At 44.2% G+C, this 23762-nt stretch carries 21 protein-coding genes, 1 other RNA gene and 1 other annotated feature; of the genes, 20 read left to right on the top strand and 2 right to left on the bottom strand.

The annotated features are described in order from the left end of the window. Positions 1-49 precede the first annotated feature (49 nt). The 14 genes from JOD03_RS07665 to dtd all read left to right on the top strand — a co-directional run bounded on the left by JOD03_RS07665 (position 50) and on the right by dtd (position 13751). The gene (locus JOD03_RS07665; RefSeq protein WP_204590264.1) at positions 50-283 is read left to right on the top strand and encodes a LysM peptidoglycan-binding domain-containing protein; all 234 of its coding nucleotides are present in this window, start codon (positions 50-52) and stop codon (positions 281-283) included. Next, on the top strand, positions 243-530 hold the full coding sequence (locus JOD03_RS07660; protein WP_204590263.1) for a hypothetical protein: 288 nt from the start codon (positions 243-245) through the stop codon (positions 528-530). The genes JOD03_RS07665 and JOD03_RS07660 overlap by 41 nt, the downstream gene beginning before the upstream one ends. Positions 531-600: 70 nt before the next feature. Continuing rightward, the gene (ruvA, locus tag JOD03_RS07655) at positions 601-1206 is read left to right on the top strand and encodes a Holliday junction branch migration protein RuvA (protein ID WP_204590262.1); all 606 of its coding nucleotides are present in this window, start codon (positions 601-603) and stop codon (positions 1204-1206) included. A 12-nt stretch (positions 1207-1218) separates the two neighbouring features. Further along, the gene (gene ruvB, locus JOD03_RS07650; RefSeq protein ID WP_204590261.1) at positions 1219-2217 is read left to right on the top strand and encodes a Holliday junction branch migration DNA helicase RuvB; all 999 of its coding nucleotides are present in this window, start codon (positions 1219-1221) and stop codon (positions 2215-2217) included. A gap of 18 nt (positions 2218-2235) precedes the next feature. After that, entirely contained in the window at positions 2236-3279 is a 1044-nt protein-coding gene (gene queA / locus JOD03_RS07645; RefSeq protein ID WP_204590260.1) for a tRNA preQ1(34) S-adenosylmethionine ribosyltransferase-isomerase QueA, read from the top strand. After that, positions 3276-4415: a tRNA guanosine(34) transglycosylase Tgt gene (gene tgt, locus JOD03_RS07640; protein WP_204590259.1), complete on the top strand. Its 1140-nt coding sequence runs from the start codon at positions 3276-3278 to the stop codon at positions 4413-4415. The genes queA and tgt overlap by 4 nt, the downstream gene beginning before the upstream one ends. A 45-nt stretch (positions 4416-4460) precedes the next feature. Beyond that, positions 4461-4718, top strand: a complete 258-nt coding sequence (yajC, locus tag JOD03_RS07635; protein ID WP_204590258.1) for a preprotein translocase subunit YajC — start codon at positions 4461-4463, stop codon at positions 4716-4718. A gap of 173 nt (positions 4719-4891) precedes the next feature. After that, the gene (locus JOD03_RS07630; protein ID WP_204590257.1) at positions 4892-5194 is read left to right on the top strand and encodes a post-transcriptional regulator; all 303 of its coding nucleotides are present in this window, start codon (positions 4892-4894) and stop codon (positions 5192-5194) included. Positions 5195-5317: 123 nt separating this feature from the next. Next, entirely contained in the window at positions 5318-7591 is a 2274-nt protein-coding gene (gene secDF / locus JOD03_RS07625; RefSeq protein WP_204590256.1) for a protein translocase subunit SecDF, read from the top strand. 82 nt (positions 7592-7673) lie between these two features. Further along, positions 7674-8030 carry a lipopolysaccharide assembly protein LapA domain-containing protein gene (locus tag JOD03_RS07620; RefSeq protein WP_204590255.1) on the top strand — a complete coding sequence of 119 codons (357 nt, stop codon included), beginning with the start codon at positions 7674-7676 and terminating at the stop codon, positions 8028-8030. 64 nt (positions 8031-8094) lie between these two features. Then, positions 8095-10401 carry a single-stranded-DNA-specific exonuclease RecJ gene (gene recJ / locus JOD03_RS07615; RefSeq protein ID WP_204590254.1) on the top strand — a complete coding sequence of 769 codons (2307 nt, stop codon included), beginning with the start codon at positions 8095-8097 and terminating at the stop codon, positions 10399-10401. Positions 10402-10414: 13 nt separating this feature from the next. Continuing rightward, positions 10415-10927 carry an adenine phosphoribosyltransferase gene (locus JOD03_RS07610; RefSeq protein WP_204590253.1) on the top strand — a complete coding sequence of 171 codons (513 nt, stop codon included), beginning with the start codon at positions 10415-10417 and terminating at the stop codon, positions 10925-10927. Positions 10928-11113: 186 nt separating this feature from the next. After that, positions 11114-13303 carry a RelA/SpoT family protein gene (locus JOD03_RS07605; RefSeq protein ID WP_204590252.1) on the top strand — a complete coding sequence of 730 codons (2190 nt, stop codon included), beginning with the start codon at positions 11114-11116 and terminating at the stop codon, positions 13301-13303. A gap of 10 nt (positions 13304-13313) precedes the next feature. Beyond that, positions 13314-13751, top strand: coding sequence for a D-aminoacyl-tRNA deacylase (dtd, locus tag JOD03_RS07600; protein WP_204590251.1), 438 nt, complete (start codon positions 13314-13316; stop codon positions 13749-13751). Between the two features lie 284 nt (positions 13752-14035). On the opposite strand, the gene JOD03_RS07595 is transcribed toward dtd, so the two are convergent. Next, positions 14036-15544 carry an N-acetylmuramoyl-L-alanine amidase family protein gene (locus JOD03_RS07595; RefSeq protein WP_204590250.1) on the bottom strand — a complete coding sequence of 503 codons (1509 nt, stop codon included), beginning with the start codon at positions 15542-15544 and terminating at the stop codon, positions 14036-14038. 117 nt (positions 15545-15661) lie between these two features. Beyond that, positions 15662-15893, top strand: a binding site (T-box leader). Between the two features lie 415 nt (positions 15894-16308). Here JOD03_RS07595 and hisS point away from each other — a divergent pair. From hisS to JOD03_RS07575, 4 genes are all read left to right on the top strand, one after another. Next, positions 16309-17586: a histidine--tRNA ligase gene (hisS, locus tag JOD03_RS07590; RefSeq protein WP_204590249.1), complete on the top strand. Its 1278-nt coding sequence runs from the start codon at positions 16309-16311 to the stop codon at positions 17584-17586. Beyond that, complete coding sequence (gene aspS, locus JOD03_RS07585) at positions 17583-19355, top strand: aspartate--tRNA ligase (RefSeq protein WP_204590248.1); 1773 nt, start codon at positions 17583-17585, stop codon at positions 19353-19355. Before hisS ends, aspS begins: the two co-directional genes overlap by 4 nt. Positions 19356-19411: 56 nt before the next feature. Further along, a non-coding RNA gene (gene ssrS, locus JOD03_RS07580) (6S RNA) lies at positions 19412-19596 on the top strand. A 92-nt stretch (positions 19597-19688) separates the two neighbouring features. Further along, positions 19689-20468, top strand: a complete 780-nt coding sequence (locus JOD03_RS07575) for a tRNA threonylcarbamoyladenosine dehydratase (protein ID WP_204590247.1) — start codon at positions 19689-19691, stop codon at positions 20466-20468. 282 nt (positions 20469-20750) lie between these two features. Here the strand turns inward: JOD03_RS07575 and JOD03_RS07570 are convergent, their stop codons facing one another. After that, a complete protein-coding gene (locus JOD03_RS07570) occupies positions 20751-22037 on the bottom strand; it encodes a replication-associated recombination protein A (protein ID WP_204590246.1) in 1287 nt (428 codons plus the stop codon). Positions 22038-22171: 134 nt separating this feature from the next. Here JOD03_RS07570 and cymR point away from each other — a divergent pair, with 134 nt between their 5' ends. Together cymR and JOD03_RS07560 are read left to right on the top strand one after the other, a co-directional pair. Beyond that, positions 22172-22594, top strand: coding sequence for a cysteine metabolism transcriptional regulator CymR (gene cymR / locus JOD03_RS07565; RefSeq protein ID WP_204590245.1), 423 nt, complete (start codon positions 22172-22174; stop codon positions 22592-22594). A 12-nt stretch (positions 22595-22606) separates the two neighbouring features. Continuing rightward, positions 22607-23758 (top strand): cysteine desulfurase family protein, encoded by a 1152-nt coding sequence (locus JOD03_RS07560; RefSeq protein WP_204590244.1) that lies wholly within the window; start codon positions 22607-22609, stop codon positions 23756-23758. The last annotated feature ends 4 nt before the right edge of the window (positions 23759-23762 follow it).

Here is a 23762-nt window from a genome sequence, read left to right as displayed (position 1 = left end):
TTCAATTTCGTTGCATACGATGTAAAGAAATGAAAAAAGGAGGCAATTTGTGCAAACACATACCGTACAAAAAGGGGGCACGATGTGGAAAATCGCGCGTATGTATGGCATCACACTAGATCAGTTGATTGCTGAAAATCCTCAGATTCCGGATCCGAATCGAATCACGGTTGGCATGAAAGTCTATCTTCCCACATCTCTCTTTACAATACACACGGTAAAAGCTGGAGAAAGGTATAAAGTTGATCGACTTCGATCTTGCAAGTTATACAGACCCCGATGATGAATGGATTTTATTGATGCAGCGTTTTCTTCCGTTTGCCGATTACGACCTGCAACTACTGGTCGCTGAAAATCCGGATTTTTTGCGTATTATTGAAGAGCAACCTTCGATCTTGCGGTATCCGAACGAATTGTTCCGCGAATGGCTTGCCTACTTAACTAAACCCCATGTGAAAAAACAAGAACGTTTGTTGGCATTTACGGGGAAAGCGATAGAAAATCACCGGAAACTATGGTATGATAAGTAACATGAAAATGCTCGTGATGGCCGCTACTCTTTAGCGGCCTTCTTTGTTGAGTAAGAAAAGAGGATGCGCCATGTACGACTACATAAAAGGCGAAGTTGCACGGATTACACCAGAATACATCGTCGTTGATCGTGACGGTCTTGGGTTTCAGATTCTCACACCGAATCCGTTCCGTTTTCAAGTGGGATCAGCAGAACTTGTTTATACCTATTTGCAAGTGCGCGAAGATATCCAGCAATTGATTGGCTTCAAAACACTTTCCGAGCGGGAATTGTTTCGAAAGTTGATCCAAGTAACAGGGATCGGACCTAAAGGGGCGCTTGCCATTTTAGCAAGTGGGCAGCCAGACCAAGTCATCGGTGCGATCGAACGAGAAGACGATGCGTTTTTAGTCAAGTTTCCGGGAGTCGGCAAAAAGACGGCACGCCAAATTATCTTGGACTTGAAAGGGAAACTTCATGACCTTGCCGATGAAGAAATTGTTGGCGGCTTATTTGAAGTTGAAGAAGAGGAAGGGACTGGCAATCAGTCACTTGATGAGGCTTTGCAAGCCCTCACTGCTCTTGGCTATTCTGAGCGAGAGTTGAAGAAAATTACACCACTTCTTGAAGAGCTTGAAGGCGAAACAACCGATACGATTATGAAAAAAGCACTGCAGTTACTGTTTGGCAGTTAGGAGGGATGAGCTGTGACAGATCGAGTGATTACAAGTGATGCGACACAATTTGATGAACCGTTTGAAGAGACTTTGCGCCCGGATACATTAAGCTCGTATATTGGCCAAAATCAAATCAAAGAAAACTTGAGCATCTTCATCCAAGCAGCAAAACTTCGAGAAGAGAGTCTAGATCACGTATTGCTTTATGGACCTCCAGGCCTTGGGAAAACAACGCTCGCAGCTGTTATTGCGAATGAGATGGGCGTGCAAATAAGAATGACCAGTGGACCTGCTATTGAGCGTCCTGGTGACTTAGCGGCCATCGTGAGTGCTTTAGAACCCGGTGATGTTTTGTTTATCGATGAGATTCACCGTTTGAACCGAGCAATCGAAGAAGTCTTATATCCTGCGATGGAAGACTTCTGTTTAGATATTGTCGTAGGAAAAGGACCAACTGCAAAATCGATTCGTCTGGATCTGCCTCCCTTTACATTAGTTGGAGCTACAACACGTGCAGGGTCCTTATCCGCGCCACTCCGCGATCGTTTTGGTGTGTTGTCTCGTCTTGAGTATTACGATGAAGCAGCACTCACTGAAATCGTTCTGAGGAGCAGTCGTTTATTCCAGGCAGAGATCGACCCACGTGCAGCGAGTGAAATTGCCCGACGTTCTCGCGGGACACCACGTATCGCAAACCGTTTACTTAAACGTGTACGTGATTATGCACAAGTGCGCGGGGACGGAAGAATTACGGAGAGTCTCGCGAATGAAGCCTTAGAATTGTTGCAAGTCGACCGACGTGGTCTTGACCACATCGATCATAAGCTTGTACGTGCTATGGCAGAGCGCTTCCGAGGAGGTCCAGTTGGGCTTGATACGTTAGCCGCGAGTGCTGGCGAAGAATCTGCTACTATAGAAGAAGTGTACGAACCATACTTACTACAAATCGGTTTTATCCAACGAACGCCTCGAGGTCGAGTTTTAACACATCTTGCCTACGAGCACCTTGGGTTGCCGTTACCAGAATGATAGAAGAGGACGTTGATTATGAGAGTTGAAGATTTTGATTTCCATCTGCCAGAGGAACTCATCGCACAGACCCCTCTAGCAGACCGGACAAGTAGCAAGTTACTGATTGCTGACTATCCGAACAATGCCGTGCAGCACACTACATTTGCATCGGTACTTGATGAACTACGTCAAGGAGATTGCTTGATTTTAAACGATACGAAGGTAATGCCTGCTCGTTTGATGGGCGTAAAAGAAGAGACGGGTGCTTCTGTTGAAGTCCTCCTCTTAACACAACTCGAAGACGATGAGTGGGAAACTCTTGTGAAGCCTGCAAAACGCGTGAAGATTGGTACGGTGATTTCTTTTGGAGATGGCTTACTAACAGCCACGTGTACAGGAATTAAAGACCACGGCGGACGCCTGTTTAAGATGGCGTATGAGGGGGTCTTTTTTCAGGTGCTCGATCAGCTTGGGGAAATGCCATTACCTCCGTATATCCATGAGAAATTAGAAGACCGTGACCGGTATCAGACGGTGTACGCGAAAGAGCAAGGGTCAGCTGCAGCACCGACTGCTGGTCTTCATTTTACGACAGAGCTACTACAAGCTGCGGCAGACAAAGGTGTAAAAATTGGCTACGTAACATTGCACGTAGGTCTGGGAACTTTCCGACCGGTCAGTGTGGACTCGATTGAAAACCATGAGATGCATGCGGAATTTTACCGTCTTCCAAAGCAAACCGCAGACTTGATCAATGAAACAAAAGCAGTAGGCGGACGCATTGTAGCCGTCGGAACGACATCGACGCGTACACTCGAATCTGTTGCGAAGAAGTTTGATGGGGAGTTAAAAGAAGACAGTGATTGGACGTCTATCTTTATTTTCCCAGGGTTCAAGTTTCAAGTGATCGATGCGATGATCACAAACTTCCACTTGCCGAAATCGACACTCGTGATGCTTGTCAGTGCACTGACGAGCCGTGAATTTATATTAAACGCTTATCAAGAAGCGATTGACCAGCGCTACCGTTTCTTCAGTTTTGGAGATGCGATGCTGATCAAAGGAAAGGATTTTAGATGACAGCGATACGCTACGAACTACTAAAAAAAGATAAACAGACAGGTGCACGACTAGGTATCGTCCACACGCCACATGGGTCGTTTGAAACACCGACATTTATGCCGGTTGGAACGCAAGCGACGGTCAAGACGATGTCTCCAGAAGAAATCAAAGGAATGGATGCAGGAATCATTCTGAGCAACACGTACCACTTATGGTTACGTCCTGGACACGATATCATTCGTGAAGCGGGCGGCTTGCACAAGTTCATGAACTGGGACCGTGCGATTTTAACAGACTCGGGTGGCTTCCAAGTATTCAGTCTGAGTGACATGCGAAAGATTGAAGAGGAAGGTGTTCACTTCCGCAATCATTTAAACGGTGACAAGTTATTCTTGAGCCCTGAAAAGTCAATGGAAGTACAAAATGCACTTGGTTCTGACATCATGATGGCGTTTGATGAGTGCCCGCCGTACCCAGCTTCTCACGAGTACATGAAAGCGTCAGTTGAGCGCACGTCTCGTTGGGCAGAACGTTGTATGACCGCCCACACAAATACAGACAACCAAGGATTGTTCGGCATCATTCAAGGTGGCGAGTATGAAGATCTTCGTCGTCAATCAGCGCAAGATATTATTTCACTCGATTTCCCAGGGTATGCAATTGGTGGTTTGTCTGTTGGAGAACCTAAAGACGTCATGAACCGCGTTCTTGAGTTCACAACGCCTTTAATGCCTGACAACAAGCCGCGTTATTTAATGGGTGTTGGATCACCAGACTCATTGATTGACGGAGCGATTCGTGGTGTCGATATGTTTGATTGTGTTCTTCCGACGCGTATTGCCCGTAATGGCACGATGTTTACGAAAAAAGGCCGTCTAGTAATCAAAGGTGCAAAATTTGCACGTGACTTTGGACCGGTTGATGAGACGTGCGATTGTTATACGTGCAAAAACTATTCACGCGCATATTTACGCCATTTGTTCAAAGCGGATGAAACATTTGGTCTGCGTTTGGCATCGACACACAATCTACATTTCTTGATGAACCTTATGAAAGACGTGCGTCAAGCGATTCGTGAAGACCGTTTGCTCGACTTCAAAGAAGAGTTCTTTGAAGAATACGGGTACAACAAACCGAATGCAAAAAACTTTTAATTCGAGTATAATTAGATAGATTGAGTGAAAGGGGGAATTTTAGAGATGGAAACATTGATAGGCTTATTACCAATTATCGCGATGTTTGCTGTGATGTGGTTCTTCATCATCCGACCAGCACAGAAACGTCAAAAAGCAACAGCGACGATGCAAAACAACTTAAAGCGTGGTGACCAAGTAATCACGGTTGGTGGTTTACATGGTACGATCGATGCGCTTGACGATACAACTGTATTTGTTACAGTGGCAGACGGTACACGTCTTCAGTTCGAGAAAGTGGCAATCGGCCGCGTAGTTGAATAACAAGCAGACCTTACGACAATTTTGTTCGTAAGGTTTTTTTGTTGGGCAAACCCCCTACGACAAGATCACCCTTTTCGAAAAGACATTTGACACATCCTTCATAAATAGATACGATTTTACCTACTACCACAAACTATGAGCGGACAGACAAATTATGCACAGGAGGAAACCATATGGACAAAGGGGAGCAAGCATTGTTCAACAAAGTAGAGATGGTGCTCGACAGTAAAGTGAGTGAATTTGAACTGTATCACTTTACGACAATCACCAAAGAAGACCTTTGGGACTTTGCGAAATTAAAATTTTGGAAGAAAAAACGGCTCGACGAACTGCCATTGCATCAAATCATTTCGGATATTTATGCGATTTCACCTTCTACCTATATGTCAGTCTCACAGATTCAACAATTTAAAAGTGAAAACTGGTTCTCTGAATTAAAAAAAGAAGATTTAGAAAAATTGCTCAATCCGCGCTAATCAAGGACCAAGGGCATTTGACACACTACACAACGTGATTCATAATAATCATGTTGTGTTTTTTCGGTTTCAGACCGGCGTCTGTGATTCCCCTCGCTTAGGGGAAAAGAAGGGAGAATGAAAATGAAATCCAGAGGAAGAATAGTAGCGTTTTTGCTACTCCTCGTCATCTTTGCAGGAACCATCAGCAGTACTGCAAGTGGCATCCTGAAAGATATTAATCTTGGCCTAGATCTACAAGGTGGTTTCGAAGTTCTCTACGAACTTGAGCCGCTAGATGGAGAATCGACGACATTAAGTGAAGAGACGGTTGCAGATACTGCAGAAGCACTCAATAACCGTATCAACGTACTTGGTGTTAGTGAACCCGTCATCCAAGTCGAACAACAAAATCGAATCCGCGTTCAGCTCCCAGGAGTCGAAGACCAAGCGGCCGCTCGTGAGTTGCTCGCAACAGAAGCCAATCTGACATTCCGTGACGTCAATGATGAATTGATGTTAGATGGAACTGATCTAGTAGAAGGTGGGGCACAAGCGGCATTTGGCCAAAATGGACAACCCATCGTCACGTTACAATTAAAAGACCCAAACAAATTTGCACAAGTGACAGAAGAGTTAGCAGCACGTCCATTTGGACAAAACCTTTTGGTCATCTGGTTAGATTTTGAAGAAGGTGTGGACAGCTACGAAGCTGAGAGGATGAAAGCAGATCCTAAATTTGTTTCTGCACCTCAAGTCTCTCAACGCATCAGTTCTACCAATGTTGAAATCACAGGTGTTTTCACTACAGATGAGACACGTAATCTAGCAGGAGTTTTGAATGCTGGGGCATTACCTGTAAAATTAACGGAAATCTTCTCAACTTCAGTAGGCGCTCAGTTCGGTGAACAAGCGCTAGAGATGACAATTTTAGCTGGAATCATCGGGATTTCAGTCGTACTGTTGTTTATGTTAGTGTATTACCGCTTGCCAGGCCTTGTGGCAGTCATCACGCTATCTGTCTTTATCTATTTGATCTTGCTCGTATTCGAACTGATCAATGGCGTACTGACGCTTCCTGGTATTGCCGCAATCGTTTTAGGGGTAGGTATGGCCGTCGATGCGAATATCATAACATATGAGCGTATCAAAGAAGAATTGCGTGTCGGTCGCAGCATTAAAGAAGCATTCAAACTAGGTGCAAAACAATCGTTTAGTGCTATCTTGGATGCAAACGTAACTTCTTTACTTGCAGCGGCAGTATTGTTCTACTTTGGAACAAGCTCTGTTAAAGGATTTGCCACGACGCTTATCATCTCGATCTTAGCGAGCTTTATCACCGCTGTATGGGGATCTCGCCTATTACTAGGCCTATTAGTGAACAGTGGGATGTTTGACAACAAACCATTCTTATTCGGTGTTAGCACAAAACGAGTGCATACTCCGGAAGAGAATATGGAGACATTAGATTTATCCACTCCATTTGATAAAATTGATTTCGTTGGTAAACGTAAACCATTCTACATTTTGTCTGTATTCTTACTCGCAGCTGGTATTGCGATGTTATCGATTTTCCAATTGAATCTAGGGATTGATTTCTCTTCGGGTACACGTGTGGAGGTGATGACAGATGGACCTCTTACTTCGGATGAAGTCCGCGCGACAATTGAAGCAGCAGGCTATGAAACAGATGATATCGTAATTTCAGGAGATACTAGCAATATAGCGGTTCTTCGTTATGTGGAAGATTTCACGCAGCAAGAGATTGCAGAATTAAAATCTAGCTTTATCGATGAATTCGGAGTAGAGCCATCGGTCAGCACCGTTTCTCCAACTGTCGGCCAAGAGCTTGCGCGTAACGCAGTGTACGCCCTTGCGATTGCTGCTATCGGAATCATCATCTATGTGGCATTCCGCTTTGAATGGCGATTTGGGGTCTCGGCAATTGTCGCTTTACTCCATGATGCATTCTTCATGATTGCCATCTTTAGTATACTGCGACTAGAAGTGGATATTACATTCATTGCGGCCGTCCTAACCATTGTCGGGTATTCCATCAATGATACAATCGTCACTTTTGACCGGATTCGAGAAAACTTGCATCGCGCAGGTGCGATTCAAACCGAACAAGAACTTGCAGACATCGTCAATAAATCACTTCGTCAAACACTTGTGCGTTCTGTAATTACTGTTTTGACAGTCGTATTTGTTGTCGTGTCACTGATTTTCTTCGGTGCTCCATCTATTCAAAACTTCTCAATCGCATTATTGATTGGGTTGATTGCCGGAACATACTCATCCATCTTCATCGCAGCGCAGCTTTGGTTTGATCTGAAGCGCAAACAATTGTTCAAAAAAGGAACGATTGATGTAGCGGCTGAAAAGAAACAATGGGGTTCAGATGAGCCAGTTGTCTAATAGTTTCAAGTTTTAAACAATCGGGGTATAGTGAATCTATACCTCGAGTTTTTTTGAGGGAACTACATAGGGAGATGATGCTGTGAAAACGCAATGGGCTATTTTACTCGGACTTATTTTGGCAATCGTTATCGCCATCTTTGCCGTAGTCAACGTGGATGCAGTTCCAGTCAATTATTTATTCGGTGAAGCACAATGGCCACTTATTTTGGTGATTTTGGGATCGGCTTTATTAGGAGCCCTTGTTAGCGGTATGTTCGCGATTGTTCGAACGTTTACGTTAAGTCGCAAAGTGAAGGCACTCGAAGCTGAAAAATCAAAACGAGATGCTGAACTGCACGCAACGCAAAATGAATTGTCAGTTTATCGGGAACGTGAGACATCAACACGCTCGGCAGAACTAAATCATGAAGAATCGATGAATAAACCAACACTTTAATTCAGGAACCTGTCCAAGAGGGCAGGTTTTTTTGTATAATGGAAGTCTGTGAGGAAGTGAGAAAATGATTCAATCTAAGAAAAAATGGTCCGTACAAACTATATCTCAAGAACAAGCAGAGGAATTTGCAAAAACACTGCAAGTAGATGTTCTTGTAGCAAAGTTATTACTAGCCAGAGGGATCGATACAGAACTGGCTGCAAAAGAATTTTTAGAAATGGATGCGTCTTCTGTTCATGACCCATTCTTATTTTCAGATATGCAAGGTGCAGTAGAGCGAATTCACACGGCACTCGAACGCAATGAAAAAATCTTGGTGTACGGCGATTACGATGCAGACGGAATTACGAGTGTCACCGTTTTGATGGAAACCTTAACTTCCCTCGGTGCCACTGTCTCGTTTAAAATTCCAAATCGTTTTGAAGACGGGTATGGCCCAAGTGAGCGGCTGTTTCGACTCGCACATGAAGAAGGCGTTTCGTTACTCATCACTGTAGATAATGGTATTTCTGGTGTGTCCCAAATCGCAATCGCCAAAGAGTTAGGTATGGACGTGATTTTGACTGATCACCACGAAGCAGGAGAAGTCATTCCAAATGCAGATTTCATTATTCACCCGCATCTCGAAGAAAACTATCCGTTCTCTGATTTAGCAGGTGTTGGTGTTTCGTTTAAACTGGCGCAAGCACTTTTAGGTCGTATTCCAGAAGAGTATTTGTATCTTGTCGCCATTGGTACGATTGCTGATTTGGTGCCCTTGCAGGGAGAGAATCGGTACTTTGTAAAACGCGGGCTCGAGCTGATGCATACAAAGCCTACAGAAGCGATTCGAGCGCTTGCCTCTGTTTCTGGAGTAGAGCTTTCAGACATCAACGAAGAGACTGTCGGTTTTGCATTCGGCCCTCGAATTAATGCGGTAGGCCGCTTAGGAAGTGCAGACCCTGGGGTTCATCTTTTCCGCTCTGATAGTAAAGAAGAAGCAGCTCTTTATGCGAAATTCTTACAAGACAAAAATAAAGAGCGTCAATCCATCGTCAAGTCAATCACGGATGAAGCCGTTGCTCAAGTCGAAACTGGCCCTCTTCCAAGTGTGCTGGTCGTTGCTCAGGAAGATTGGAATCCAGGAATTTTAGGAATTGTGGCTTCTCGTCTTGTTGAAAAATACACACGTCCGGCCATTGTTCTTGGCATCGATTTAGAAAAAAGGATTGCAAAAGGTTCTGCACGCAGTATCGAAGGATTCCATCTCTATCAAGAGATTGCCAAAAATCGTGATATCGTGCCGCATTTTGGGGGTCACCCAATGGCAGCAGGGATGACGATGTCGCTTGATGACCTGGATGAATTTGTCGCACGTATGCAAGCCCAGGGGGATGAAGTGTTAACACAAGACCATTTCATTCCACGTCTGACGGTCGACATTCCTGTAGAACTGTCAGAAATTAATGTGCAATCTATTGAAAGTGCAGCAAAACTAGGGCCCTATGGTATGGGCTTTGCCAAACCGGTCTATGCGGTAAAGGGAGTAGAAGTGAAGAGCTTCCGAAAAATCGGCGCATCGAGCAATCATGCTAAACTGGAAGTAACAAAAGACGGTCACACACTTGATGTCATCGGATTTTATCAAGGAGAACTCGTTGATCAACTGGCACCGATGACAAGCTTGACGATTGCCGGAGACCTTCAAATCAATGAATGGAATGGTCGCAAAAAGCCGCAATTGATGTTGGAAGATGCGATGTCGTCTGACTGGCAACTGTTCGATGTGCGCGGTATTCGCCAATTATATCGATGGTTAAATCAAGTACCACAAGGAGATGCCCATTATGTGGCGTTCCATGAAGAGACAATCGCTGCCTATCAAGATCAATTACCTGAGCGAATTGTCAAATCTTCAGAGCTAGAACCGAAACACAGTTCCGTTGTGTTACTCGATATGCCAGCTCATGAACAGCAGCTGGACGAAATCGTGACGAAATCAGAGTGGAGTCGTATATTCGCGCATTTCTTCACACCATCAGAAGCATTTTTTGATGGCTTACCTAGTAGAGATCAGTTCAAATGGTATTACGGATTCTTGATGTCGAAAGAAAAGTTCGCATTAAAAGAACAAGGCGCGCAACTCGCCCGACATAAAGGGTGGAGCGAACAAACAATTAATTTTATGTCAAAGGTGTTTTTTGAATTAGATTTTGTTAGAATAGACAATGGACATTTGGTGGTGAATAAAGAAAGTGAGCGTCGTGCGTTGACTGAAGCTCCGAGCTATCAGCAACAACAGCAGCGAATCGAGCTTGAACAAGTCTTGCTTTATGCACCGTACCGCGAATTGAAACAATGGTTTGACGCAAAGCGCCAACACCGGTCCTGAGGAGGAACAATCAGTGGATTTGAAACAATATGTAACAATCGTAGAAAATTGGCCAAAAGAAGGCATTCGCTTTAAAGATATTACAACAATCATGGATAATGGTCCTGCTTATAAATATGCAGTAGATGAAATCGTGAAATACGCAAGAGAAGTTGGCGCAGAAGTTATTGTTGGACCAGAAGCTCGTGGGTTCATCATCGGTTGCCCAGTGGCGTATGCACTAGAAGTCGGTTTTGCTCCAGTTCGTAAACCAGGAAAACTTCCACGCGAAGTCATCTCTGCAGATTACGGTTTAGAATACGGCAAAGATACATTGACGATGCATAAAGATGCTATTAAAAAAGGCCAAAAAGTATTAATCGTTGATGATTTATTGGCAACAGGTGGTACAGTTGAAGCAACTGTCAACTTGATCCAACAACTAGGTGGAGAAGTAGTCGGTGCTGCATTCATGATCGAATTGACATATCTTGAAGGTCGCGACAAGTTAAAAGGTATCGACATTCGTACTTTAATCAGCTATTAATTTTAGATGTGGAAAACGCCACTCTAGAAATTCCGGAGCGTGTTTCTGGCGTTTGCAACTCGATTTCAATAGCGCGTAATCTTGTTTTAGATTACGCGCTTTTTTCGTCTTTACATAAACCCTATTAGTTTACTACAATAGAGATTATAACTTCAGGTCGAAAACTAAAGAAACAGGTGAGTGGGTATGGCAAAAGAACAAATACGAACAGCCGAAGAAGTCTTTAACATCACAGCAAACTATATGAATGACAACAATGTAGAATTCGTCAAAAGAGCCTACAAACTGGCGGAACATGCCCACCGAAACCAATTCCGAAACTCCGGTGAACCATACATCATTCATCCCATACAAGTGGCCGGCATATTAGCCGATTTGCAAATGGATCCAGAGACCGTAGCTGCTGGGTTTCTTCACGATGTCATCGAAGATACAGAATACACGCGCGAAGATATCGTCAAGGAATTCAGTGAAGAAGTGGCGATGCTGGTTGAAGGTGTAACAAAGCTCGGTAAAATTAAGTACATGTCGAAAGAAGAACAACAAGCAGAGAATCACCGCAAAATGTTCATTGCCATGGCCCAGGATATCCGTATTATCTTGATCAAACTAGCAGACCGTCTGCACAATATGCGCACGCTCAAGCATTTGCCGGAAGAAAAACAACGCCGCATTGCAAATGAGACACTTGAAATCTTCGCACCACTTGCACACCGTCTCGGGATCTCGACTGTGAAATGGGAACTAGAAGATACATCTCTTCGCTATTTAAACCCGCAACAATACTATCGAATCGTGAACTTCATGAAGAAGAAGCGTACGGAGCGAGAAGCGTATTTAAACAATGTGATGAATGACATTAATGATCAACTTGACGAAGTCGGCATCCACGCGGATATTTCAGGTCGTCCAAAACATATATACAGTATCTACCGCAAGATGGTCATTCAGCAGAAGCAATTCAACGAGATTTATGATTTGCTTGCTATGCGCATCATAGTCGACAGTATTAAAGATTGTTATGCAGTACTCGGAATCATTCATACGCTGTGGAAGCCGATGCCAGGCCGATTCAAAGATTATATCGCCATGCCTAAACAAAATTTGTATCAATCGATCCATACAACAGTTATCGGTCCAAATGGAGACCCACTTGAAGTGCAAATACGCACAAAAGACATGCACAATATTGCGGAATACGGGGTAGCGGCACACTGGGCGTACAAAGAGGGCCGAAAAGTCGAAACATCTCGTGAATCTGTCGATCAAAAATTGTCATGGTTCCGCGAAATTTTAGAATTCCAGAATGAATCGTCGAATGCCGAGGAATTCATGGAGTCCCTTAAATTCGACTTGTTCTCGGATATGGTCTACGTATTTACGCCAAAAGGGGACGTGATCGAACTCCCTGCAGGCTCAGTACCAATCGACTTTGCCTATCGCGTACACTCCGAGGTCGGAAACAAGACCATTGGTGCGAAGCTGAACGGAAAGATGGTACCACTCGATACGAAATTAAAAACGGGTGACATTATCGAAGTGTTGACCTCCAAACAATCCTTTGGACCGAGCCGTGACTGGTTAAAAATTGCACAGTCTTCGCAGGCGAAAAATAAAATTAAGCAATTCTTCAAAAAACAACAACGTGATGAAAACATCGAAAAAGGCCGAGAAGCGATTGAAAAAGAGATTCGTGCGCAAGACTTTGAACAAAAAGATGTGCTCACTGCTGAAAATTTAAAACGCGTCTGTGAAAAATATGCATTTTCTAACGAAGAAGATCTTTATTCAGCTGTAGGTTTTGGCGGAATCACGGCACAACAGGTCGTCAACCGCTTAGCAGAAAAAATGCGGAAAGAGCGCGAAAACGAAGAGACGCTTGAAAAGATTAACAAAACGATGGCGTCACCTCCTGTCAAAAAATCGACAGAATCGGGTGTCGTTGTCAAAGGCGTCGACAACTTAATGATTCGTTTGTCGCGTTGTTGTAGTCCTGTCCCAGGAGACGATATTGTTGGCTTTATCACAAAAGGTCGTGGAGTCTCTGTTCACCGTGCCGACTGTCCGAACGTACAAGGTTCCGATAGCTCACAGCGCTTAATTGATGTGGAATGGGAGCAAGACACACATATCAAGAAAGAATATGCGGTTGATATTGAAGTCGCTGCATTCGACCGGACAGGCCTCTTGAACGAAGTGTTAATGGCGGTTACGGATTCGAAAACGACGATCGCTGCGGTTACGGGCAAGTCTGAAAAAGACATTGCAACAATTAACTTAACCATCAAAATTACAAATATCACACATCTTCACCGTGTTGTAGACCGTATTAAGCAATTGCCGAACGTCTACTCGGTGCAACGAATTATCAACTAAGAGGTGTCTTATGCGCATTGTATTGCAACGCTCTAAAGCTGCGTCGGTGACCGTTGATGGAGAAGTCGTAGGGGAAATCACGCACGGCTATACTCTTTTAGTGGGCATCACGCACGAAGATACAAAACAACAAGCAGACTGGCTCGCAGCGAAAATTGCGGGCTTGCGTCTTTTCGAAGATGAAGAGGGGAAGATGAACCGATCGCTTGATGAAGTGGCAGGTCAAATTTTGTCCGTGTCTCAATTCACATTGTACGGTGACTCTCAAAAGGGTAGACGTCCGTCATTTATTGAAGCAGCGCGACCAGAAGTCGCTGAACCACTATGGCTCTATTTTAATGATCAATTGCGTTCACATGGTTTTGATGTTCAGACTGGGGTCTTTGGCGCGATGATGGATGTGTCGCTCATCAATGATGGACCTGTTACCTTGATTCTAGAGAAATAATTATGAAAAGGGAGTTCTCTCGTAACGGAGAAACTCCCTTTTGTATGTTTTAAAGTGTATAGGGGAGGCATTCCGCAAGCGAAATAGTTTCCATAATAACAGGAAGTGGTGAAACAGTGAAAATAGACCTCGAATCTCCCGACACAATTGCCGAACAACCGAAAATAGACCTCGAATCTCCCGACACAATTGCCGAATCTCCATATGAAAACGCCACTCGCAAGATTACGAGTGGCGTTCTTTATGAAATACTGAAGTTGAGTGGAGCTTGACGTTTTTAAATTTTATAACTCACTATCAAAAAACGAGATGAGCCCCTCATAAATAGCGTGCGCTGCCGTTTCTCTGAACTGGGCCGTTGTAATTTGACGTTCTTCCGTCGCATTACTTAAATACCCAAGTTCAAGTAAAACTGCGTGCTGTTGGTTTTCACGAAGCACCAAATAATTGCCTTCTCGTACACCACGATCACGCAACGACAAGCGCTTTTGCAAAGCACCGTGAATGTGATCCGCAAGCGGTTTTTGGAAGCCATGTTGATAATAGGTCGTGAAGCCATGAACAGATGAATCTGTCACTGAATCGTAATGAATACTGACAAAGGCGTCTGCGCCGTGTTGATGACTAACCGAAACTCGTTTGCGTAACCCGACATATACATCTGACTCTCGAGTGAACACGACTTCCGCACCCGCGGCTTCAAGTTTTGCTGCTAACAGTTCAGCAGTCGGCAACGTCAATCCTTTTTCGTCCGTTCCATAATAACCTGTTGTCCCACGATCATTTCCACCATGGCCGGGATCCAAAACAATCGTCAATCCATTCAATGTACCAGGTTTACGGTCAACCACTTCTTTTTCTTCTATTTCTTCAACAGCTTCGACTTCGCCGGTTGTGACAACCCAGTTCGCAACAAACATGGTCTGACCTTCAACTTGTACCTCATACCAGTCGTTGACAGATTTGACCACTTGAAGTTTTTGTCCTGCATCGAGTCGAGCTGTTACATCATTCGCAGTGGAAGGCCCTGAACGAAGATTCGTTCCATTGTATAAAATAGTTACAGTTGAAGCGGATGGTTCTTCCGTTACATTTGATGGTTGTGGTGCTTGTTGTTGAAAACTTCCGTAAAAACTATAAACAAATCCGCTTTCCCCATTTGCGAGTTCGATTTCGACCCACGTTCCTTCAACAGAAAGAACAGAGAAAGATTCATTGCGATACACGGTTGCTTTTTTCTTTGAATCAAGTGAAGGTTTCGTACGCACATTCAGCGCGTCAACCTGCACAACAAATCCATTGTTCTGAGGAGCTGCAGCAGTTGTTTTAGATTCGACTAGTTGCACATAGTCTTTGTGAATCCAGCCGGCAGAACCATTGTATGTAATTTCAAGCCAGTCGCCTTTCACAGAGTTAATCGCAATGGACGTCCCTTCAGCAAGCTGTCCAAGTTTCACGGAGCTTGTCGAAGCGTCTGCTCGCACGTTTAATGTTTTCACTTGAACGACAGCTGATTGATTCACTGCGGCTTCGGTTGAACCAGTTGTCAACCAGCTAGCCACCCATCCTTGTTGCCCATTGTAATCAATTTGATACCAATCATTTTCAGTAGCGATAACTTGCAACTCATCAGCTGATTTTACAGCGCCTATCACATCATACGTGAGTCCAGGACCTGAGCGGACTTTTAGTGAGTCGGTATTGACGACAACTGTTTGTGCTGCAGCAGAAAGAGGAGCAATAAGTAAGATAAAAAGTAGTGCATATATGCTATATGTACGAAAATTCTGCATAAATCGACCTCCTTCTCTATATAGTACCTAGTTCTAGAACAAATATCTAGTTCAATTTCAAATTAAAGATTGACTTTCCGGAAATACGTCATTAAGATAAAGTATAGTATTAAGAACACATTGCTTATGACCGAGAAAGTAGCAGGTACAACGAGCTGACAAGAGAGGAAAAGACATGGCTGAAATCTTTTCTACAGACGGTGCATGTGAACAACACTCGTGAGGCGCTTTGTCGAACCTGAAAAGGTGTAGGTGAAGACGGAACTGGCCGTTACCCAGGTGATGAAGAGGATCTATTCGTAGATCAATCAGGGTGGAACCGCGGAAGCTTATAGCTCTCGTCCCTTACGCATGATGCGTGGGGGGCGGGGGCTTTTTTGTTTTTCGTACCACTTTCTGTTTTGTTTGCAGTCGATTTTGCCTGAAATAGTTTCCATAATAGGACTCAGGGCACAAAATGAGATTTTCAGGGCACAAACCAGCAAGTTGAGGGCACAAATCAGCTCCTCGAGGGCACAAACTAGCAACTCGAGGGCTTAAACTAGTCCAACTTCAAAAAACTTCCCAGGTAAGAATTTATAACTGAGGGTTTTCATTGGAGTGGAGGGGCTGACTCCAGTGGGAACAAAGTCGGAACGTGAGACCCCGCAGGAACCTGCGACGAGGGAGGCTCACGGCGCGCCCATGGAAAGCAGGCCCGTACAGCGGAACTCAACTTTCCTAAAACGGCGTTCTGCACATCTACTACTAAGGAGGACCTAAATATGATCAAAGTACCTAGAGGCACACAAGATATTTTGCCGGAGCAATCCTACAAATGGCAAACTGTTGAGACCATTATTCGCGACACATGCAACGTCTACCAATACAAAGAAATTCGTACACCCATTTTTGAACACACGGAATTATTCACACGAGGTGTAGGTGATACTACAGATATCGTGCAAAAAGAAATGTACACGTTTGAAGACCGCGGGAATCGGTCTCTGACACTTCGTCCTGAAGGAACAGCGTCAACAGTACGTGCGTATGTTGAACATAAATTGTTCGGGCAGCCTGATCAACCGGTCAAGCTTTACTACATGGGACCGATGTTCCGATACGAACGTCAACAAGCAGGGCGCTATCGTCAATTCGTCCAGTTTGGCATCGAAGCAATCGGCAGTGCAGACCCAGCTGTCGATGCAGAAGTCATTGCACTTGCGATGGATGTTTATAAAAAAGCGGGACTTAAAGACTTGAAACTAGTATTGAATTCACTTGGTGATGCGGCCAGTCGCAATGCACACAAAGAGGCGCTTGTTGCGCACTTTGCCCCTCGCATTAATGAATTCTGCGGAGACTGTCAACAACGTCTAGAAAAAAATCCACTTCGCATTTTAGATTGTAAAAGGGACCGGGATCACGAGTTGATGGCGACAGCTCCAAAGCTGACCGATTACTTGAACGAGGAATCTGCAGCATATTTCGACCGTGTAAAAGCCTACTTAGATGCACTGGAAATTCCGTATGAACTCGATCCGAATCTTGTTCGTGGCTTAGATTACTACAACCACACAGCATTCGAAATTATGTCGACAGCAAGTGGGTTTGGTGCAATCACAACTCTAGCTGGTGGTGGCCGCTACAACGGACTAGTTGAAGAGTTAGGCGGGCCTTCCTCTCCAGGAATCGGGTTTGCGATGAGTATCGAACGCTTGTTACTGGCACTCGAAGCCGAAAAAGTAGAGCTTGAAGACACGTCAGCAAGTGATGCGTACATTATTGCGCTTGGTGATACTCCGAAAATGGAAGCGATGCGATTAGTTAAACAACTGCGGGATGCAGGCATAAGCGCAGAAATGGATTACGCGGATCGCAAACTAAAAGCGCAGATGAAATCAGCAGATCGTAAAAAAGCAGCGTATGTCTTCATTTTAGGTGAAGATGAGCTCGCATCTCAAACTGTTCAAATCAAACACATGGCAACTGGGGAACAACAACTCGTCGCTATACCTGAAGCCGTTACGTACTTACAGAAACACAAGGAGGAATCACGATGAAACGCACACATGAATGTGGAAAAGTAGAAAAACAAGCCATCGGTCAACAGGTGGAATTGATTGGATGGGTACAAAAACGTCGTGATTTAGGTGGACTCATTTTCGTAGACCTTCGTGACCGTACAGGAATCGTACAAGTGGTATTTAACCCAGACTTCTCTCAAGAAGCAATCACAAAAGCTGAAAAACTACGCAGTGAATTTTTAATCTCTGTGAAAGGGACAGTTGTCGCTCGTGATGAAAAACAAATCAACAAAGCAATGAAAACAGGAGAAATCGAAGTTCAAGTATCAGAGCTTGAAGTGATTAACGAAGCGAAGACACCTCCTTTTGCAATCGAAAACCAAACAGACGTAAACGAAGACTTGCGCTTGAAACATCGCTACTTAGATCTTCGCCGCCCTGTCATGTATGACACATTCAAAATGCGTTCAGACATCACAAAAACAGTGCGTAACTTTTTGGCAGACGAAGATTTCTTAGAAGTGGAAACACCAATCCTTACAAAATCAACACCTGAAGGAGCGCGTGACTACTTAGTGCCTAGTCGCGTACACGATGGGGAGTTTTATGCTCTTCCACAATCTCCACAACTATTCAAACAAATGTTGATGGTGTCTGGTTTTGAGCGGTATTTCCAAATTGCGCGTTGTTTCCGCGACGAAGACTTACGTGCGGATCGTCAGCCGGAATTTACACAGATTGATATGGAAATGAGCTTTATGTCAATGGACGAAATTATCGAGTTGAACGAGCGCTTAATGAAACAAGTGATGAAAGATGTGAAGGGGATTGACTTGCAAACACCATTCCCACGTATGGATTATCAAGAAGCGATGGACCGTTTTGGTTCAGATAAACCGGACGTTCGTTTTGCTCTTGAAATTAAAGATCTTGAAGCACTTGCAAAAGACTCTGACTTTGGTGTATTCAAAAATGCCATTGCAAATGGAGGTCAAGTTCGTGGACTCGCGGTCAAAGGTGCGGCAGCTGATTATTCTCGTAAAGACATCGATGCACTTGGGGAATTCGCGGGTCGTTACGGGGCAAAAGGTCTTGCATGGTTAAAAGTAGAAGCAGACGGCGTGAAAGGTCCAATTGCTAAGTTCTTCCCAGAACAAAAAGGGGAAGAGTTGATTGCTGCAATGGAAGCAGAAGCAGGGGACTTACTACTGTTTGTTGCAGACCAAAAGTCAGTTGTAGCGGACGCACTTGGAGCACTTCGAATGAAATTTGGAAAAGAGCGTAAGTTGATTGATGAATCCCAATTTGCATTCTTATGGGTCGTGAACTGGCCGTTGTTTGAATACGATGCAGAGCTTGGTCGTTATTTTGCAGCCCACCATCCATTCACGCGTCCTTTTGATGAGGATGCTGACAAATTAGAAACTGACCCAGCTTCGGTTCGTGCACAGGCGTATGATCTTGTTTTGAACGGATTTGAGCTTGGTGGGGGTTCATTGCGAATCTATGAGCGTGAAATGCAAGAGAAGATGTTCCGAACACTAGGATTCAGTGATGAGGAAGCGAAAGAACAATTTGGTTTCTTGTTAGAGGCGTTCGAATATGGAACACCACCTCATGGAGGAGTTGCTTTTGGACTAGATCGTCTTGTCATGTTACTTGCAGGACGTACGAATCTTCGTGATACAATTGCTTTCCCGAAAACAGCGAGTGCGAGCTGTGTACTTACAGATGCACCGAGTCCGGTAGATACGGCGCAATTAAATGATCTGCATATCTCGGTCCTTTCACAGAATAATCAGTAAATAGGACTTTGTGATAGTTGCACATCAAAAAAACATGTGCTACTATAACTGTAATACGAATCCTGATGTGTACGTGACTTGTTAATCGATTTTGACCGAACATTTTATCGTCGGGAGTCCGACTTTCAGTATTAAGAGCATGCCATTCCGGTGGACGCCTCGGCGTACTGAAGAGGACACCCACCTGCTGAGTGCGGGTTCAAAACGATAGCTTTACAGAGACGGCACGCTTGGGATTCGTCTTACTATGTCTATTCTCCCTTCAGTTTCGACTGAGGGGTTTTTTATCGGATTAATTCCGACTAATCAACTAAACTTTGGAGTGAATTCATAATGTTACATCAATTTTCTAGAAATGAATTAGCGATCGGCACAGAAGGATTAGACCTCTTAAAAAATACAACCGTTGCCATTTTAGGGATCGGTGGAGTTGGCTCATTTGCAGCAGAAGCCTGTGCACGAAGTGGAGTTGGCCGAATCGTTCTTGTCGACAAAGACAACGTCGATATTACAAATATCAATCGCCAGTTGGTCGCGTATCTTTCAACAGTCGGAAAGAGCAAGTCAGCAATTATGAAAGACCGTATTGCGGATATCAATCAGGATTGTGAAGTGATTGATATGCATATGTTCTATACAGAAGAGACGTATGAGCAATTTTTCGACTTAGGTATCGACTATGTTATAGATGCGTCAGATACCATTATCTACAAAGTGCATCTAATGAAAGAGTGTTTGAAGCGAGACATTAAAATTATTTCAAGTATGGGTGCTGCGAATAAAATGGACCCAACACGATTCCGTATTGCAGATATCTCGAAAACGCATACGGATCCGATTGCGAAAGTGATTCGTTTGAAACTTCGAAAAGAAGGAATTCGCAAAGGAATTCCGGTAATCTTCTCAGATGAAAGTCCGATTGTAGTTCGGGAAGATGTTGTAAAGACCGTTGGGAAGCCGGAAGCAGAAATCCGCAAGGCGAAGATGCCACCAAGTTCGAATGCCTTTGTTCCGTCTGCAGCAGGTCTGATTGCAGCGAGCTGGGTCATTCGAGATATTTTAGAACCTGTGGAAATCAATACAGTGATGGATGTTAAGTCGAAGAAAAACTAACGCATAGAGTCTGTCCGCAAATTTGTGGGCAGGCTTTTTTGATTCATTTACCATTTGGTACCTGTCACTATTTGGGAGCTACTTCCATTTGGTGCCTGTCACCTTTTAAGATTCCAGTGATTTAGTTTCCATAATACGACTTCGGTAGAACAAATTTAAATCCGGTAGAATAAATTCCGGTTTCGGTAGAACAAATTCCACTTTCAGCCGATGAACGGTCGCTCGACCCAAGAAAATCAAAAAACAGCGCACACTAAATCGTGTATGCTGCTAATTTCTAATCTATTTCTTCTTAAAACTCTCCAACTTGCGGTAAATAGATGCCAGACGTTTCTCTTCGCCGGCATCGATTGGCTCGTAATACTGTGTGCCGACCAATTTCTCTGGCAAATACGTTTGATCTACCCAACCACCAAACGAGCCGACTTTCGTATCATGTGGATACTGATACCCGACATGGCCAAGAGTCGCAGCACCACCGTAATGCGCATCACGCAAATGCATCGGAATGTCGCCAGTTTTTCCTGCGTGAATAGCAGCTATCGCGGCATCAAGCGCCTTGTAAGCGGAATTTGACTTCTCCGATAAACATAATAAAACAACCGCGTTCGCGAGTGGTATACGCGCTTCTGGTAATCCCAATCGCTCAGCTGACTGAATCGCTGCTAAAACTTGTGGACCCACAGCAGGATTGGCAAGGCCGATATCTTCATAAGCAATGACGAGTAGTCGTCGAGAGAACGCCACCAGGTCACCACTTTCAAGTAAGTGGGCCGTGTAATAGAGCGCTGCATCCGTGTCACTTCCGCGGATGGATTTTTGAAGAGCGGACAATAAATTATAAAAATGACTGCCTTTTTTATCTCCAAACACGCCAATGCGCGACACAAGTTGAGAGACGAGGGCATCTTCCACCACGATTTTTCCATCTTCTTCATCCGATGCTTCGACAATCGATTCTAGTAATGTCAAAGCTTTGCGAGCATCCCCGTTTGAACCTTCTGCAATTTGCGTCACTTGTTCGGGTGTAATGGCTATTGATAATTTACCTAACCCTCGCTCCGAATCTTCAAGTGCTCGGTTTAAAAGTACTTCCATATCGCTGCTTTCGATTCGTTTCAATTGTTTGATTTCACCACAACGTGATCGGATTGCTGGATTGACATCATGATACGGATTTTCTGTTGTGGCACCAATCAAAACAATCGACCCGTTTTCCACGTGGGGAAGCAGGGTATCTTGTTGCAGTTTATTGAACCGGTGGATTTCGTCTAGAAATAGTAAGACTTTTCCGGTAAGTCGGGATTCTTTCACGACATCTTCAATATCTTTTTTACCGGAAGTCGTAGCATTTAGTGCAATGAATGGTAAATCGGACGAACCTGCGATTGCATAGGCAAGAGACGTCTTCCCGATTCCGGGTTCACCATAAAGAAGCATGGACGGCACATGCCCATTGCGAATCATTTGATAGAGGCCGGTAGACGGGCCAATGATTTCTTGTTGTCCGACAATCTCTTCAATTTTTTTCGGACGCATTCGAAAGGCAAGTGGTTCACCTGATGGCATAATCGTCCCTCCTTTATCGAACATCTGTACTTTTTAGTGTACCAGAACGTACAGCTCATTTCATCGAAAAACCATTGCAGATTATGCTATACTTGTAGCGGAAAAGTTAACTTATGAACGGACGGTGTAAAGAGATGAAAATCTCGACTAAGGGCCGCTATGGTCTCACAATCATGATTGAATTAGCCAAAAATGAAGGCGAAAAACCACTTTCTCTGCGTCAGATTGCAGCAGACAATGATTTATCAGAAGCCTACTTAGAGCAAATCGTTTCACCACTTCGCAATTCAGGACTTGTAAAGAGTGTGCGAGGAGCCTACGGAGGCTATAAATTAGCAAAACCTTCCGAAGAAATTACAGCGGGAGACGTGATTCGCGTACTTGAAGGACCGATTCAACCTGTAGAAGGAATTGAAGACGAAGCACCTGCACAACGTGAACTATGGATTCGTATTCGTGATGCAGTTAAGAATGTATTAGATACCACGACAATTCGCGACTTGGCTGATCACTCAGATGATCCTTTCACTTCGGACGCATATATGTTTTATATTTAGGAGAGATTTATAATGACACGTATTTATTTAGATCATGCTGCAACATCCCCCGTGCATCCAGAGGTCATTGCAGCACTGACGAGTAGTTATACAGAGTGTTTCGGCAATGCATCCAGTATCCATGAGACGGGAAGACGTGCGCGAAAACAGCTCGATATGGCCCGTGACCAATTGGCTGCAACTATTCAAGCGCACCCGAACGAGATCATCTTAACAAGTGGTGGTACGGAAGCGGACAATCTTGCTATTTTTGGAACAGCGTATGCCAACAAACATCTCGGACAGCATATCATCACAACTTCTGTGGAGCATCATGCTGTTCTTCATGCTTGTCAGCAACTTGAAAAAGAAGGTTTTGAAGTGACGTATTTGCCTGTCGATAATCAAGGGCGAGTGCATCCAACCTCTCTCCAAGCAGCACTCCGTGACGACACGATTTTAGTCACAATCATGTACGGGAATAATGAAGTAGGAACACTTCAACCTCTCGATGAACTTACTAAACTCGTTCAAGACCATCAAGCGGTCTTTCATACAGACGCTGTACAAGCATATGGAACCGTTGAAATCGATGTCACAAACCTTCAGGTAGACTTGCTTAGTACAAGTGCACACAAAATCAACGGACCTAAAGGAATAGGATTTCTTTATCAGCGAACTGGAACGAAATTACGCCCACTTTCACATGGTGGTCAACAAGAACGAAAACGTCGTGCAGGGACAGAAGCGATTCCATTAGCCGTCGGTTTTGCAACAGCCGCCCTTTTAAAAGAAGCAACGCTTTCTAAGTCGCATCTGGCCCTTCTTTCTTTAAAGAAGCATTTTCTTGATGAATTGACGCGTCTTGATGTAAACTATTCCCTTAATGTGAAGGATGCTGAACAGCTTCCCCACATCTGCAATCTATTTTTCCCAGACACGGACATTGAGACATTCCTCATCCAATTAGACCTAGCGGGCATCGATGCATCAAGCGGCTCTGCATGTACAGCAGGGGCTGTAGATCCTTCGCATGTCCTAGTGGCAATGTTTGGAGAAGAGGCACCCCAGCTCAGATCTTCTGTACGATTTAGTTTGGGTCTCGGAACAACAAAAGAGCAGCTAACAGTAGCTGCAGAAAAAATAGCTGGTGTATTAAACAGGCCGGCATCGATTTGGAAGTGAACAC

The organism is Chryseomicrobium aureum, assembly GCF_016909155.1.
Classification (GTDB): Bacteria; Bacillota; Bacilli; order Bacillales_A; family Planococcaceae; genus Chryseomicrobium; species Chryseomicrobium aureum.
The sequence above is the reverse complement of the archived record's forward strand: the minus strand, read 5'-3'. Positions and strand labels throughout refer to the sequence as shown.